This is a genomic window from Salmonella sp. SJTUF15591, assembly GCF_043356435.1.
Classification (GTDB): Bacteria; Pseudomonadota; Gammaproteobacteria; order Enterobacterales; family Enterobacteriaceae; genus Salmonella; species Salmonella enterica.
Genome location: NZ_JBEUJO010000009.1, coordinates 108,918 through 123,592 on the forward strand (window position 1 = coordinate 108,918; position 14,675 = coordinate 123,592).

Annotated in this window: 16 protein-coding genes; 9 read left to right on the plus strand and 7 right to left on the minus strand. The window is 52.2% G+C overall.

Annotated elements, in window-relative coordinates; translation table 11 throughout:
- Window positions 1-78 precede the first annotated feature (78 nt).
- The 7 genes from lsrA (at window position 79) to ABVM99_RS19490 (ending at window position 6,751) form a co-directional block, all read left to right on the plus strand.
- Window positions 79-1,614 carry an autoinducer 2 ABC transporter ATP-binding protein LsrA gene (lsrA, locus tag ABVM99_RS19460; RefSeq protein ID WP_001167248.1) on the plus strand — a complete coding sequence of 512 codons (1,536 nt, stop codon included), beginning with the start codon at window positions 79-81 and terminating at the stop codon, window positions 1,612-1,614.
- Complete coding sequence (lsrC, locus tag ABVM99_RS19465; protein ID WP_000911133.1) at window positions 1,608-2,651, plus strand: autoinducer 2 ABC transporter permease LsrC; 1,044 nt, start codon at window positions 1,608-1,610, stop codon at window positions 2,649-2,651. The genes lsrA and lsrC overlap by 7 nt, the downstream gene beginning before the upstream one ends.
- Window positions 2,648-3,649 carry an autoinducer 2 ABC transporter permease LsrD gene (gene lsrD / locus ABVM99_RS19470; protein ID WP_000981826.1) on the plus strand — a complete coding sequence of 334 codons (1,002 nt, stop codon included), beginning with the start codon at window positions 2,648-2,650 and terminating at the stop codon, window positions 3,647-3,649. Before lsrC ends, lsrD begins: the two co-directional genes overlap by 4 nt.
- A 28-nt stretch (window positions 3,650-3,677) precedes the next feature.
- Window positions 3,678-4,700 (plus strand): autoinducer 2 ABC transporter substrate-binding protein LsrB, encoded by a 1,023-nt coding sequence (gene lsrB, locus ABVM99_RS19475; RefSeq protein WP_000090737.1) that lies wholly within the window; start codon window positions 3,678-3,680, stop codon window positions 4,698-4,700.
- Window positions 4,701-4,728: 28 nt separating this feature from the next.
- On the plus strand, window positions 4,729-5,604 hold the full coding sequence (gene lsrF, locus ABVM99_RS19480; protein WP_000774146.1) for a 3-hydroxy-5-phosphonooxypentane-2,4-dione thiolase: 876 nt from the start codon (window positions 4,729-4,731) through the stop codon (window positions 5,602-5,604).
- 82 nt (window positions 5,605-5,686) lie between these two features.
- Window positions 5,687-5,977 carry a (4S)-4-hydroxy-5-phosphonooxypentane-2,3-dione isomerase gene (gene lsrG / locus ABVM99_RS19485; protein WP_001543603.1) on the plus strand — a complete coding sequence of 97 codons (291 nt, stop codon included), beginning with the start codon at window positions 5,687-5,689 and terminating at the stop codon, window positions 5,975-5,977.
- Window positions 5,978-5,986: 9 nt separating this feature from the next.
- Entirely contained in the window at window positions 5,987-6,751 is a 765-nt protein-coding gene (locus ABVM99_RS19490; protein WP_001088047.1) for an epimerase, read from the plus strand.
- Window positions 6,752-6,842: 91 nt separating this feature from the next.
- Here ABVM99_RS19490 and tpiA read toward each other — a convergent pair whose 3' ends face one another.
- Together tpiA and ABVM99_RS19500 are read right to left on the minus strand one after the other, a co-directional pair.
- The gene (gene tpiA / locus ABVM99_RS19495) at window positions 6,843-7,610 is read right to left on the minus strand and encodes a triose-phosphate isomerase (protein ID WP_001216339.1); all 768 of its coding nucleotides are present in this window, start codon (window positions 7,608-7,610) and stop codon (window positions 6,843-6,845) included.
- Window positions 7,611-7,722: 112 nt separating this feature from the next.
- Window positions 7,723-8,319, minus strand: coding sequence for a YiiQ family protein (locus ABVM99_RS19500; protein ID WP_000802241.1), 597 nt, complete (start codon window positions 8,317-8,319; stop codon window positions 7,723-7,725).
- 100 nt (window positions 8,320-8,419) lie between these two features.
- Here ABVM99_RS19500 and ABVM99_RS19505 point away from each other — a divergent pair, with 100 nt between their 5' ends.
- Window positions 8,420-8,848, plus strand: a complete 429-nt coding sequence (locus tag ABVM99_RS19505) for a DUF805 domain-containing protein (RefSeq protein WP_000155237.1) — start codon at window positions 8,420-8,422, stop codon at window positions 8,846-8,848.
- A gap of 106 nt (window positions 8,849-8,954) precedes the next feature.
- On the opposite strand, the gene fpr is transcribed toward ABVM99_RS19505, so the two are convergent.
- The 4 genes from fpr to ABVM99_RS19525 form a co-directional block, all read right to left on the minus strand.
- Window positions 8,955-9,701, minus strand: a complete 747-nt coding sequence (gene fpr / locus ABVM99_RS19510) for a ferredoxin--NADP(+) reductase (protein ID WP_000796303.1) — start codon at window positions 9,699-9,701, stop codon at window positions 8,955-8,957.
- Window positions 9,702-9,797: 96 nt separating this feature from the next.
- Window positions 9,798-10,808 (minus strand): class II fructose-bisphosphatase, encoded by a 1,011-nt coding sequence (gene glpX, locus ABVM99_RS19515; protein ID WP_001250624.1) that lies wholly within the window; start codon window positions 10,806-10,808, stop codon window positions 9,798-9,800.
- Between the two features lie 111 nt (window positions 10,809-10,919).
- Window positions 10,920-12,428 carry a glycerol kinase GlpK gene (gene glpK, locus ABVM99_RS19520; protein WP_000136808.1) on the minus strand — a complete coding sequence of 503 codons (1,509 nt, stop codon included), beginning with the start codon at window positions 12,426-12,428 and terminating at the stop codon, window positions 10,920-10,922.
- Window positions 12,429-12,448: 20 nt separating this feature from the next.
- Entirely contained in the window at window positions 12,449-13,294 is an 846-nt protein-coding gene (locus ABVM99_RS19525) for an MIP/aquaporin family protein (RefSeq protein ID WP_000084285.1), read from the minus strand.
- A 398-nt stretch (window positions 13,295-13,692) separates the two neighbouring features.
- Here ABVM99_RS19525 and zapB point away from each other — a divergent pair, with 398 nt between their 5' ends.
- On the plus strand, window positions 13,693-13,932 hold the full coding sequence (zapB, locus tag ABVM99_RS19530) for a septal ring assembly protein ZapB (protein ID WP_000051370.1): 240 nt from the start codon (window positions 13,693-13,695) through the stop codon (window positions 13,930-13,932).
- A gap of 221 nt (window positions 13,933-14,153) precedes the next feature.
- Here zapB and rraA read toward each other — a convergent pair whose 3' ends face one another.
- On the minus strand, window positions 14,154-14,639 hold the full coding sequence (rraA, locus tag ABVM99_RS19535; RefSeq protein ID WP_000872918.1) for a ribonuclease E activity regulator RraA: 486 nt from the start codon (window positions 14,637-14,639) through the stop codon (window positions 14,154-14,156).
- Between the last annotated feature and the right edge of the window lie 36 nt (window positions 14,640-14,675).

Genomic DNA, 14,675 nt, shown 5'->3' on the forward strand with positions numbered 1-14,675 from the left:
ACTACCGTTTTGAACAATTTCTTTTTCAAAAAACATTTGTTCAGTCCCGTCAGTCAACATTGAGGGAGCGGAGGCAACATGCAAATCAGTCACAATACTGCATCCCCTCTGATTTGTGTGCAGAACATTTATAAAAGTTATTCCGGCGTCGAAGTACTAAAGGGAATTGACTTTACTCTGCATGCGGGAGAGGTGCACGCATTGCTTGGCGGCAATGGTGCGGGTAAATCAACATTAATGAAGATTATTGCCGGTATAGTCCCGCCAGATGGAGGGACTATCGATATTGCTGGTGTGCGTTGCAGTCATTTAACGCCTCTGAAGGCGCACCAGTATGGCATTTACCTGGTTCCCCAGGAGCCTCTGTTATTTCCGAGTTTATCTGTGCGGGAAAATATCTTGTTTGGCTTGCAGGGACGTCAGGCCTCCACGGAAAAAATGCAGCAGCTATTAAAGGCGATGGGATGCCAACTCGATCCGGCGAGCGCTGCGGGTACGCTTGATGTTGCAGACCGCCAGATCGTTGAAATTATGCGCGGCTTGATGCGCGACTCGCGAATCTTAATTCTTGATGAGCCCACGGCGTCGTTAACGCCAGCCGAAACTGACCGGTTATTTACGCGTCTGCAAGAGTTGCTGAAAAAGGGGGTCGGAATTGTATTTATTTCTCATAAGCTACCAGAAATTAGACAGTTAGCTCACTGCGTTAGCGTGATGCGTGACGGTAAAATCGCATTATTCGGAAAAACGCATGACCTTTCTACCGACGAGATTATTCAAGCTATCACCCCGGCAACGCAGGGCGTCAGTCTTTCCGCGAATCAAAAGTTGTGGCTGGAATTGCCTGGCAGCCGCCCGCAGAACGAACGTGGTGCGACGGTATTAGCGCTGGAGTCACTGACGGGCGAAGGTTTTATGAATATCAACCTTGAGGTGCGGGCAGGCGAAATCCTTGGTCTGGCCGGGTTGGTCGGCGCGGGACGCACAGAACTGGCTGAAACGCTGTACGGTATTAGACCGGTCAATGCGGGGCGGATGCTGTTCAATGGCGAAGAAATTAACGCCCTGACAACCCAACAGCGGTTGCAGCTCGGCCTGGTCTATTTGCCGGAAGATCGGCAGTCATCCGGGCTGTATCTTGATGCTTCCCTGGCATGGAATGTCTGTTCGCTGACCCACAACCAAAAAGGATTTTGGATAAAGCCCCAGCGGGATAACGCCACCCTTGAACGTTACCACCGCGCGTTAAATATCAAACTCAATAATGCCGAACAGGCGGCGCGTACTTTATCCGGCGGTAACCAGCAAAAAGTATTGATTGCCAAATGCCTGGAGGCCTCTCCGCAATTACTGATTGTCGATGAACCGACCCGCGGTGTCGATGTCTCCGCCCGCAGCGATATTTATCAGCTGTTGCGCAGTATCGCGCAACAAAATGTCGCGGTGCTGTTTATTTCCTCCGATCTGGAAGAGATAGAGCAGATGGCCGATCGCGTATATGTCATGCACCAGGGGGAACTGGGGGGGCCTGCGTTATGCGGCGAGGAAATTAACGTTGATACCATCATGCACGTTGCGTTTGGCGAACATGGTGCGTCGGAGGCAACATGTTGAAATTCATCCAAAATAACCGGGAAGCGACGGCACTGCTGGCAATAGTCTGTTTATTCGTGTTTCCTGGCGCGCTGGATAGCCAGTATTTGAGCGTGCAAACGCTGACAATGGTTTTCAGTAGCGCGCAAATTTTGATGCTGTTGGCGATTGGCGCGACGATGGTAATGCTCACCCGCAATATTGATGTATCGGTGGGCTCGACGACAGGCATGTGCGCGGTATTGCTGGGAGTGATGTTAAACGCCGGCTATAGCCTGCCAGTCGCCTGCCTGGCCACACTAATATTAGGAATTGTCGCCGGATTTTTTAATGGCGTACTGGTTGCCTGGTTGAAGATACCCGCCATTGTCGCCACTCTGGGAACGCTGGGCTTGTATCGTGGGATCATGCTGCTATGGACAGGGGGAAAATGGATTGAAGGATTACCCGCAGGCTTAAAGCAACTCTCTGCTCCCGTGTTTCTGGGAATTTCCGCAATCGGCTGGTTTACCCTGGTGTTAGCGCTGCTTATGGCCTGGCTCCTGGCGAAAACCGCCTTTGGCCGCAATTTTTACGCCACCGGCGATAACCTGCAGGGCGCCCGGCAATTGGGTGTCCGTACCGAGATGGTACGCATCATGGCATTTTCACTTAATGGCGGTATGGCGGCATTGGCTGGAATCGTGTTTGCCTCGCAGATTGGCTTCATTCCCAATCAAACCGGCACGGGGCTGGAAATGAAAGCCATCGCGGCCTGCGTATTGGGGGGAATTAGCCTGTTAGGCGGGTCAGGCACGGTCATCGGCGCTATTCTCGGCGCTTATTTTCTTACGCAAATCGATAGTGTGTTAGTGCTGCTGCGTATCCCCGCCTGGTGGAACGATTTTATTGCTGGCCTGGTATTGTTGGGCGTACTGGTATTCGATGGGCGGCTGCGTTGCGCATTACAACGCAATCTGCGCCGCCAGAAATATGCCCGTTTTATATCACCACCCACTCCACTACAGGCGGAAGCAAAAACGCACGCACAACAGAATAAAAACAAAGAGGTGGCATGATGAATCCATGGCGACGCTATAGCTGGGAAATTGCGCTGGCAGCCTTATTGATCTTTGAAATTCTGGCTTTCGGTCTGATTAATCCACGTTTATTAGATATTAATGTCTTACTTTTTAGCACTAGCGATTTTATTTGTATCGGTATTGTCGCTTTGCCGCTAACAATGGTTATTGTCAGCGGTGGTATGGATATTTCATTTGGTTCTACAATCGGGCTATGCGCGATTACCCTGGGTGTGCTGTTTCAGCTCGGTATGCCGCTACCTTTAGCGATTATTATTACCCTACTACTCGGCGCAATATGTGGGCTGATAAATGCCGGACTTATTATTTATACCGGCGTAAACCCGTTGGTGATTACCCTGGGAACCATGTATTTATTTGGTGGTAGCGCATTATTGTTATCTGGTATGGCTGGCGCCACGGGTTATGAAGGTATTGGTGGATTTCCCACAGCGTTCACTGACTTTGCCAATATTTCATTTCTTGGTATTCCCATGCCGCTTATTTTTTTTCTTGTGTGCTGTCTGTTTTTCTGGCTGCTCATGCATCGTACGCATATGGGACGCAACGTTTTCCTGATTGGCCAGAGCGCCCGTGTCGCGCAGTACAGCGCGATCCCGGTGAATCGCACGTTGTATACCGTGTATGCCATGACCGGATGCGCCTCCGCGATCGCCGCCGTATTACTGGTTTCTTACTTTGGCTCCGCACGTTCGGATCTGGGCGCCTCTTTCCTGATGCCGGCCATTACGGCGGTTGTGCTGGGAGGCGCCAATATTTATGGCGGCTCCGGGTCGATTATGGGGTCCGCGTTGGCGGCGCTGCTGGTGGGATTTTTACAGCAGGGGCTACAGATGGCCGGAGTGCCGAATCAAATTTCCAGCGCATTGTCCGGTGCGCTTCTCATTGTTGTTGTCGTTGGTCGTTCCGTCAGTTTGCATCGTCACCAAATCCTTGAATGGTACTCACGCCGTCGCAATGCGCATCAGGCATGATTTCCTTTTGAAATTTATGGAGAAAAAAATGGCAAGACACAGCATTAAAATGATCGCCTTACTCACTGCGTTTGGTCTGGCATCTGCGGCAATGACCGTGCAGGCGGCAGAGCGGATTGCTTTTATTCCCAAACTGGTTGGCGTGGGCTTTTTTACCAGCGGCGGCAATGGCGCGCAGGAAGCGGGAAAAGCGCTGGGCATTGACGTAACTTACGATGGCCCTACAGAGCCCAGCGTCTCAGGCCAGGTTCAACTGGTGAATAACTTTGTCAATCAGGGGTATGACGCCATTATCGTTTCTGCCGTTTCGCCTGATGGCCTGTGCCCGGCGTTGAAGCGGGCAATGCAAAGAGGCGTGAAAATATTAACCTGGGATTCCGATACCAAGCCGGAGTGCCGTTCTTACTATATCAATCAAGGGACGCCAAAACAGCTCGGCAGCATGCTGGTAGAGATGGCCGCTCATCAGGTGGACAAAGAGAAAGCGAAAGTCGCTTTCTTCTATTCCAGCCCAACGGTGACCGACCAGAACCAGTGGGTGAAAGAAGCTAAAGCCAAAATTAGCCAGGAACATCCGGGGTGGGAGATAGTCACTACCCAGTTTGGCTATAACGATGCCACGAAATCGCTCCAGACGGCGGAAGGTATCATCAAAGCGTATCCCGATCTGGATGCCATCATCGCGCCTGACGCTAACGCTTTACCTGCTGCGGCACAGGCGGCGGAGAACCTTAAACGCAATAATCTCGCGATTGTTGGTTTTAGTACGCCGAATGTAATGCGCCCTTATGTTCAGCGCGGCACTGTTAAAGAGTTTGGCCTGTGGGATGTCGTCCAACAGGGAAAAATTTCCGTATATGTCGCCAACGCGTTGCTGAAAAATATGCCAATGAATGTCGGTGACTCACTGGATATTCCCGGCATCGGCAAAGTCACCGTTTCACCTAATAGTGAGCAGGGATATCACTATGAGGCAAAAGGTAATGGCATTGTGTTATTGCCGGAGCGTGTCATTTTCAACAAAGACAATATCGACAAATATGATTTCTGATAACTGTTATGTATCGACGGAGTAAAGAATGGCTGATTTAGATGATATTAAAGATGGCAAAGATTTTCACACCGATAAACCACAAACTAACACTTTGTTCGCATTAAAAGGCTGTGGCGCGCTGGATTGGGGAATGCAGTCCAGACTGGCGAGGATTTTTAATCCCAAGACCAGAAAAACGGTCATGCTGGCCTTTGACCATGGATATTTCCAGGGGCCGACAACCGGACTTGAGCGTATTGATATCAATATTGCGCCGCTCTTTGAATATGCTGATGTCTTAATGTGTACTCGCGGCATATTACGCAGTGTGGTACCTCCGGCAATTAATAAACCAGTCGTTTTACGCGCGTCCGGGGCGAATTCTATTCTCACTGAATTAAGCAATGAGGCGGTTGCGGTGGCGATGGATGACGCTGTGCGGTTGAATAGCTGTGCTGCTGCCGCACAGGTTTATATTGGTAGTGAGCATGAACATCAGTCGATTAAAAATATTATTCAACTGATTGATGCCGGGTTACGCGTCGGGATGCCAATAATGGCAGTGACCGGGGTGGGTAAAGATATGGCTCGCGACCAGCGTTATTTTTCACTGGCAACGCGTATCGCTGCGGAAATGGGGGCGCAAATTATCAAAACGTATTATGTCGATAAAGGTTTTGAGCGTATTGCGGCAGGTTGTCCGGTGCCGATTGTCATCGCCGGCGGTAAAAAACTGCCTGAACGTGAAGCATTGGAAATGTGCTATCAGGCGATTGACCAGGGGGCTTCTGGCGTAGATATGGGGCGTAATATATTCCAGTCAGAAGATCCGGTAGCCATGATTAAAGCGGTACATGCTGTCGTTCATCATAACGAAACAGCAGAGCGTGCTTATGAGCTGTTTTTGAGTGAGAAAGGTTAAATGAGATCGCTTCCCCATCTTTTACCGATGCGAGGAGATGGGGATGACTGTTATTTTATTTGGAATAATCAGGGGGGTAATGATGCACGTTACGCTGGTTGAAATTAACGTTCATGATGACAAGGTTGAACAATTTATCGATGTTTTTCGGCAGAATCATCTGGGCTCAATTAAAGAGCCGGGGAACTTGCGTTTTGATGTTCTGCAGGATCCGCAGGTGCCTACGCGATTTTATATTTATGAAGCCTACGTTGATGAACAGGCCGTCGCTTTTCACAAGACAACGCCACACTACAAAACTTGCGTGGAGCAGCTTGAACCGTTGATGACCGGTCCGCGGACAAAAAAAGTTTTTATGGGTTTGATGCCTTAAGGAGCGCTCATGAACAGCCAGTTTGCCGGATTAACGCGCGAAGCATGTGTGGCATTGTTAGCGTCATATCCGCTTAGTGTGGGTATTCTGGCAGGGCAGTGGATTGCGTTGCATCGCTATCTGCAACAGTTGGAAGCGCTAAACCAGCCGCTGTTGCATTTGGATTTGATGGATGGTCAATTTTGCCCGCAGTTTACCGTTGGGCCATGGGCAGTTGGGCAACTGCCGCAAACCTTTATCAAAGATGTTCATTTGATGGTAGCGGATCAATGGACGGCAGCGCAAGCCTGCGTGAAGGCGGGCGCACACTGCATCACGCTTCAGGCTGAAGGCGATATTCATCTGCATCATACGCTAAGCTGGCTTGGTCAGCAGACCGTGCCCGTTATCGGCGGTGAAATGCCGGTGATCCGGGGGATTAGTTTATGCCCGGCAACGCCTCTGGATGTCATTATCCCCATTCTGAGCGACGTTGAGGTTATTCAACTACTGGCAGTAAACCCTGGATACGGCAGTAAAATGCGCTCCAGTGATTTGCACGAGCGCGTGGCGCAGCTTCTCTGTCTACTTGGTGATAAACGCGAAGGTAAAATTATCGTTATTGATGGGTCGTTAACGCAGGATCAATTGCCTTCGTTGATTGCACAGGGCATCGATCGTGTTGTTTCTGGTAGTGCGTTATTTCGTGATGATCGGCTGGCTGAGAATACGCGGAGCTGGAGGGCGATGTTTAAGGTTGCCGGGGATACTACTTTCTTACCCTCCACAGCATAAATGCCGGATGGCGGCTTTACCTTATCAGGCCTACATAAGCACTCGGCTGGTAGGCCTGATAAGCGCAGCGCCATCAGACATTGATTGGCAATTAAGCCTGTTTAGCAGCTTCTGCTGCTTTCACGATCACGGCGAAGGCGTCAGCTTTCAGAGAAGCGCCGCCTACCAGCGCGCCGTCGATGTCCGGCTGCGCGAACAGTTCGGCTGCGTTGGAGGCATTAACAGAACCGCCGTACTGGATAATAACCTGTTCAGCGATTTTCGCGTCAGCTTTAGCAATGTGGTCACGGATGAATTTGTGCACTGCCTGCGCCTGCGCAGGAGTTGCAGATTTACCGGTACCGATCGCCCATACGGGTTCGTAAGCGATAACCGCGCCTTCAAAGGCTGCCGCGCCCTGCGTTTTCAGTACCGCGTCGATCTGGCGTGCGCACACTTCTTCTGTTTTGCCCGCTTCGTTTTCCGCTTCGGTTTCACCGATGCACAGTACCGGCGTCAGACCTTGTTCTTTCAGTACGGCGAATTTTTTGGCGATCAGCTCGTCAGATTCTTTGTGATAAGTACGACGCTCGGAGTGGCCGATAATAATGTACTGCGCGCCGATATCCTTCAGCATTTCAGCCGAAGTTTCACCGGTGAATGCGCCAGACAGATTCAGATCAACGTTCTGCGCGCCCAGCATAATGTGGCTACCGGCAGCAGCGCGTTTCGCCAGATCGATATACATTTCCGGCGGAGCGATTGCCACGTCGCAGCCTGCTACGCCCGTCAGTTCTTTACGCAGGTTAGCCACCAGTTCGTTTACCATGTGGCGGCTGCCGTTCAGTTTCCAGTTACCCATCACTAAAGGATGTCGCATTTCATTTCTCCACGCTTAGTCAGCGAATTAAGGAAGATGGCCGCTCGTCAGAGCAGCATGGTCTGTGAAACAGTATAGAGATTCATCCCCGGAAAGGCTTTGCTTTTTGTCATCAATTCGCCCCTTCCAGATTTTCAGATAACGCCAGCTTAATCGGTTCAACCGCGAAGGTCAGCCCCTTTTCGCCGTTATCTGCGACAACATAACGTACCGCGCCTTCGGTCTCGGCGTAATAGTGTTTACCTTTACCGGCGATAAGCATCTTTTGCAGTTTTTTCTGGCTTTGCTCTTTTGTCAGCAACGGGGCGACAGTGCGAATAATGGCGGCCATATATTCCAGCGCTTTCGCTTTCGCCGCTTTCTGTTCCGGCCCCTGAATGGGCAGCCAGGTAATCTGCATACTTTTCACTTTGAGCGTACCGCGCTCCAGCGCCGTGGAGGCATACAGATTTTCGTTAATCTTACTGGCGGCGCGGGTCAGATTCGCCTTATCGCGGCTATTCTCAATGGCGCGAAATTCATTGAGCGGCAGATCGGGATTCTGGCGGTTAAAGTTCTCACGAAACTGGCTAATAGAAAGATCAAAGGTTGGCGAGCCCGCCAGCAGATAGGGCGCTGTCGTGGTCGATGAAGAGAGCTGCGCGTGCGCCGTTATGCTGGCGGTGAGAGCAGAAAACAACAGTAAAAACAGAGTACATCCTGGCTTCATCAATCTTACCTTTCGTTAGGACTGCTCACGATTAAAACGATAACTGTCGGGCTTGTCAAAAGGGTAAACTGTAGCGGAAGGCAAAATATAAGGAACTTACATGACCATACAGCAATGGTTATTCTCATTTAAAGGGCGTATCGGACGCCGTGATTTCTGGATTTGGATCGGCCTCTGGTTTGCCGGGATGCTGGCGCTATTTTCGCTGGCGGGGAAAAACCTGCTTGATATCCAAACGGCGGCATTTTGCCTGGTGTGCCTGCTGTGGCCGACCGCCGCCGTCATGGTCAAACGTCTGCATGACCGGGGGCGATCCGGCGCGTGGGCGTTGCTGATGATTCTGGCGTGGATGCTGCTGGCCGGAAACTGGGTGATGCTGCCGGGGATGTGGCAGTGGGTCGTCGGGCGATTTATTCCGACGCTGATCCTGGTGATGATGCTTATCGATCTGGGCGCGTTTGTCGGTGTTCAGGGGGAAAATAAGTTTGGGAAAGCGACACAGGACGTGAAGTTTAAAGCAGAACCGTAAACGGGCGGTAAACCGTAATTTGCCCGGTGGCGCTGACGCTTACCGGGCCTACAGATTGGTGATGATTTGCAGGCCGGATAAGCCCCAGCCGCCATTCGGTAAAACATCACCAGTAATGTTCAGCCGTCATATGCCCCGGTCGGCGGCGCAGATGTTTAGTCATCTGTCGGGTCTCTTTCAGCAGTTGCTGCGTATCGCGCACCATCTGCGGGTTCCCGCACAGCATGACGTGGCTGGTCTCTTTATCCATCGGCAATCCAACGGCTTTTTCCAGCTCGCCGTTTTCAATGAGCGCAGGCACGCGCCCGGTAAGCGAGCCTGGCACGCTCTCCCGGCTGACCACCGTTTGGATGCGCAGCTTGCCTTCATAACGCTGTTGCAGTTCCAGCATTAGCGGCAGATAGCTTAAATCGGCGGCGAAGCGTGCGGCGTGGACCAAGACCAGATTTTTAAAGCGCGCGACATCCTGGCCATATTGCAGAATAGACAAATACGGGCCAATAGCGGTTCCGGTTGCCAGCATCCATAGCGTCTCGCAGTCAGGCACTTCATCCAGTACAAAGAAACCCGACGCGTCGCTGACCACTTGCACCTCATCGCCAGGTTTTAGCGCTGCCAGCCGCGGGCTGAGCTTTCCTTGCGGAACCGTCACCAGATAAAACTCTAAATTCGGATTGTCAGGCGCATTCACATAGGAATACGCGCGCTGAACGCGCTCGCCATCGATCTCCAGTCCGAGTTTGGTAAATTGGCCTGCAGTAAAAGGATTAATGGGGGCGTGAACGGTCAGGCTGAACAGTGCGTCAGTCCAGTTTTGCACCTTAGTGACTTTACCTGTTACCCAATCGGCCATGGTTTTCTCCTGTTCTGAATCGCTAACCTTATCTTCGTTCGTCAGGAGAAAGATTTCCAGCCCCGCGAGGCTGGAAGGCTCTAACTAACAAATGCGCTAGAGGATATGCGCCTGTACATCCGGATCTTTACGATCAAGATAGTGGATCGACTGAATGCGGCGGATGGTGCGTGATTTGCCGCGGATCAGCAGCGTTTCCGTCGTGGCAATATGGCCTTTCCGGCTAATTCCTTCCAGCAGATCGCCTTTCGTGATGCCGGTCGCGGAGAAAATAACATTATCGCTACGCGCCATGTCGCCCAGGCATAACGCCTTGCCCGCTTCAATGCCCATTGCTTTGCAGCGCGCCAGTTCCTGTTCGCCAATGCGGCGGTTTTCTTCGCTGTCGCCTTTCACGTCATGGCGCGCCAGCAGACGTCCCTGCATATCGCCGTCCAGCGCGCGGATCACCGCTGCGGATACCACGCCTTCTGGTGCGCCGCCAATCCCGTACAGCACGTCGACTTCGCTATCCGGCATACAGGTCAGAATTGAGGCCGCGACGTCGCCGTCAGGAATGGCAAACACGCGTACGCCCAGTTTAGCCATCTCTGCGATAACCTCGTCATGACGCGGTTTTGCCAGAATGGTCACGGTCAGATCGCCAAGCGGTTTACCCAGCGCATCCGCGATGTTGCGCAGGTTATCCGCCAGCGGCAGATTGAGATCGATCGCCCCTTTGGCGCCCGGACCGACAATCAGTTTTTCCATATACATATCGGGCGCATTCAGGAAGCAGCCTTTATCGCCGACCGCCAGCACCGCCAGCGCGTTCGCCTGACCCATCGCCGTCATGCGCGTACCCTCAATCGGATCGACGGCGATATCTACCGCATCGCCGTGGCCGGTACCGACTTTCTCGCCGATATAGAGCATCGGGGCCTCGTCGATTTCGCCTTCGCCAATCACGATGGTGCCGTCAATGTTGACCTGGTTGAGCATGATACGCATGGCGTTGACCGCCGCGCCGTCCGCGGTATTTTTATCGCCGCGTCCCAGCCATTTGTAGCCAGCCAGCGCCGCCGCTTCGGTCACACGGGAAAATTCGATGGCAAGTTCTCGTCTCATAACAAACTCGTAGCAAAAAGGAGTGGCGCGCAGTGTAGCACAGGGGAAGGAGGGAATAATTGATGTGTGTGCGGAGTTGCCCCCGCACAAAGATTTTGCCGGATGGCGACCTTACTTGTCGTGATCTTCCCACGCCATTGCGCGTTTAACCGCTTTCTTCCAGCCGCTGTAACGGTAGTTACGCTCGGTGGTTTCAATGCCGGGGCGGAATTCTCGCTCAATGACGGCTTTTTCCTGCAGCTCGTCCAGGTTCTGCCAGTAACCGACGGCCAGACCAGCCAGATAGGCGGCGCCCAGCGCGGTCACTTCGCGCACTTCCGGGCGTTCCACCCGCGTGCCGAGAATATCTGACTGGAACTGCATCAGGAAGTTGTTGGCCACTGCGCCGCCGTCCACACGCAGAGCGTGCAGGCGGATACCGGAGTCGGCCTGCATCGCTTCCAGTACGTCGCGGGTCTGGTAAGCGATGGATTCGAGCGTCGCGCGGATAATGTGATTAGAGTTCACGCCGCGAGTCAGGCCAAAAATGGCGCCGCGGGCATACGGGTCCCAGTACGGCGCGCCCAGACCGGTGAAGGCCGGAACCACGTAGACACCGTTGGTATCTTTCACTTTCGTGGCGAAATATTCGGAGTCGAACGCGTCGCTGATGAGCTTCATTTCATCACGCAGCCATTGAATGGACGCTCCCGCCATAAACACCGCGCCTTCCAGCGCATAGTTGACTTCGCCGCTTGGGCCGCAGGCGATGGTGGTCAGCAGGCCGTTTTCCGATTTTACCGCTTTCTCGCCGGTGTTCATCAGCATAAAGCAGCCGGTGCCGTAGGTATTCTTTGCCATTCCTTCCTTTACGCACAGTTGACCGAATAGCGCGGCCTGCTGATCCCCGGCAATCCCGGCGATAGGAATACGTGTACCGCCTTTACCGCCAATATTGGTCTGGCCGTAGACTTCGGAGGACTTACGTACCTGGGGCAGCATCGCGCGTGGGATATCCAGCACGTCCAGCATCTTATCGTCCCAGTCCAAATCATGGATGTTGAACAGCATGGTTCGTGAGGCGTTGGTGTAATCCGTAACGTGGACGCGGCCCTGCGTCATCTTCCAGATAAGCCAGGTATCCACCGTACCGAACAGCAGCTCGCCACGCTTCGCGCGTTCGCGCGAACCTTCCACATGGTCAAGGATCCATTTCACTTTAGTGCCAGAGAAGTACGGGTCGACGACCAGACCGGTATTGTCGCGGATGTAATCTTCCAGGCCGTCGCGTTTAAGCTGTTCGCAAATATCGGCGGTACGACGGCACTGCCAGACAATAGCGTTGTATATCGGTTTGCCGGTTTCACGTTCCCAGACGATCGCGGTTTCACGTTGGTTGGTGATACCGATAGCGGCAATCTGATCGGAACTGATATCGGCCTTAGCCAGCACTTCTACCAGCGTTGAGCTTTGGGACGCCCAAATTTCCATCGGGTCGTGTTCTACCCAGCCTGGCTTAGGATAAATTTGCTCAAATTCACGCTGTGATACGCTGACGATATTCGCGTCATGATCCATAACGACCGCGCGGGAGCTGGTGGTACCCTGGTCGAGCGCAACGATATATTTTTTTTCAGTCATAATTTTGTCCCGTAATCAGATTACAGCGAAGCATTTTGTTGTGTGGTCGCGGTGGAGTCCTTCTCTTCCACGACGCAGGTATCGCACGGCAAATGACGGCCAATAAATTTGCGATAAGCAAACGCGCCCAGAATGGCGCCGACGATGGGGCCAAACAGCGGCACCAGGAAGTAAGGAATGTCTCTACCGCCGGTAAACGCAATTTCACCCCAGCCGGCAAGCCCGGCGAACATTTTGGGGCCAAAGTCACGCGCCGGATTCATCGCAAACCCGGTCAACGGCCCCATAGAGGCACCGATAACGGCGATCAGTAAACCAATGAGCAGTGGCGCAAGCGGACCGCGAGGTACGCCGTTACCGTCGTCGGTCAGCGCCAGAATCAGCCCCATCAGAATAGCGGTAATCACCATTTCAACCGCGAAGGCCTGCACAAAATTGATATGAGGATTCGGGTAAGTTGAGAAAATGCCTGCGAGATCGAGACTTTCAACGCTGCCACGGACGATATGGTGGGTTTGTTCGAAGTCCACAAAAAGATTGTAATAAAGCCCGTAAACTAACGCCGCTGCGCAAAAGGCGCCGGCAACTTGAGAAATAATAAAAGGAACAACTTTACGTTTGTCGAAACAGGCAAATAGCCAGAGTGCGATGGTCACTGCCGGGTTCAGGTGTGCGCCAGAAACACCTGCCGTCAGGTAGATAGCCATCGCTACCCCCAGACCCCAGATGACGCTGATTTCCCACTGTCCAAAAGTAGCTCCGGCAACTTTAAGCGCAGCGACACAACCCACACCGAAAAAAATCAACAACCCGGTACCGAGGAATTCAGCAATGCACTGGCCTTTTAAGGTTGATGTTTGACTCATAATCGGATCCTGAAGAGTATGTAATGATTATTGGTATGCGAGGAAGTCATGGACATCCACGATGCCCTGTAGGCACACTGTTAATTTATCGTTAACGAGCAAAAACGAGAAATATCGAAATCAAAATGTGTGTACTGCGTCAATAAAATGAGCGTTATCGCGCCATGAGGCGCATTTTGAGACAGCAGAAGAGAGTGAATTGAATCATTTCATTAACCAATATGTTAACACTTTTAAGTTATTGAATGAATGTTACCAGGAGATGGATGAAAATTGCTGCAAACCGCGATCTACGCGGTATGTCGCTGGACAGCGAGAGCGGGGCTTCATACAATCGACACTATATATTGTGCGCGTTTACGTGAAGCGTCGCCTTGCAATTCAGGAGAGGTAAGATCATGTCTTTAGAAGTGTTTGAGAAACTGGAAGCAAAAGTACAGCAGGCGATTGACACCATCACCCTGTTACAGATGGAAATTGAAGAGCTGAAAGAAAAGAACAACAGCCTGACGCAGGAAGTGCAGTCTGCACAGCATCAGCGTGAAGAACTCGAGCGTGAAAATAATTCTCTGAAGGAACAGCAGAGCGGCTGGCAGGAACGTTTGCAGGCGCTGCTTGGTCGTATGGAAGAAGTCTAATCCTCGTCATATTTCACGTTATGGCGGCGTTGGCTGCGTGCGTTCACCCCAGTCACATAGCGGCCTATGCTCCTGGGGATTCACTTACTTGCCGCCTTGCCCTGACGCGAAATCTATAGAGGATTTAGAATGCGGATACCGGTGGGCCGGATAAGGCGTAAGCTGCCATCCGGCAATCAGCGACAACGCATAAAAAAGGCGCCTTACGGCGCCTTTTTTGATCACTCGATATCAAGCGGGTCTTCGGAAAGGATAATCCCGGTGTTGTCGGCATAGAGATGATCGCCGGAGAAGAACGTCACGCCGCCGAAATTGACGCGCACATCGCTTTCCCCAATGCCTTCACCTGCGGCGCCAACCGGAATGGCGGCGATCGCCTGAATGCCGATATCCAGCTCTTCCAGATCGTCCACCTGACGCACCGCGCCATAGATAACCAGCCCTTCCCATTCATTTTGCGTGGCCAGACGCGCCAGCTCCGCATCGACTAATGCACGGCGGACAGAACCGCCGCCATCGACCAGCAGAACCCGACCACGGCCATTTTGTTCGAGCAGATCGTACAGCAACCCGTTGTCCTCGAAACATTTTACCGTGATGATTTGTCCGCCAAACGACGACCGCCCTCCAAAATTAGAGAACAGCGGTTCCACGACGTTGACATCTTCCTGATAGATGTCACAAAGCTCGGAAGTATCGTATTTCATAGGCTTAACGTTCAGTTGCTGCGAGAATTTTTAGTA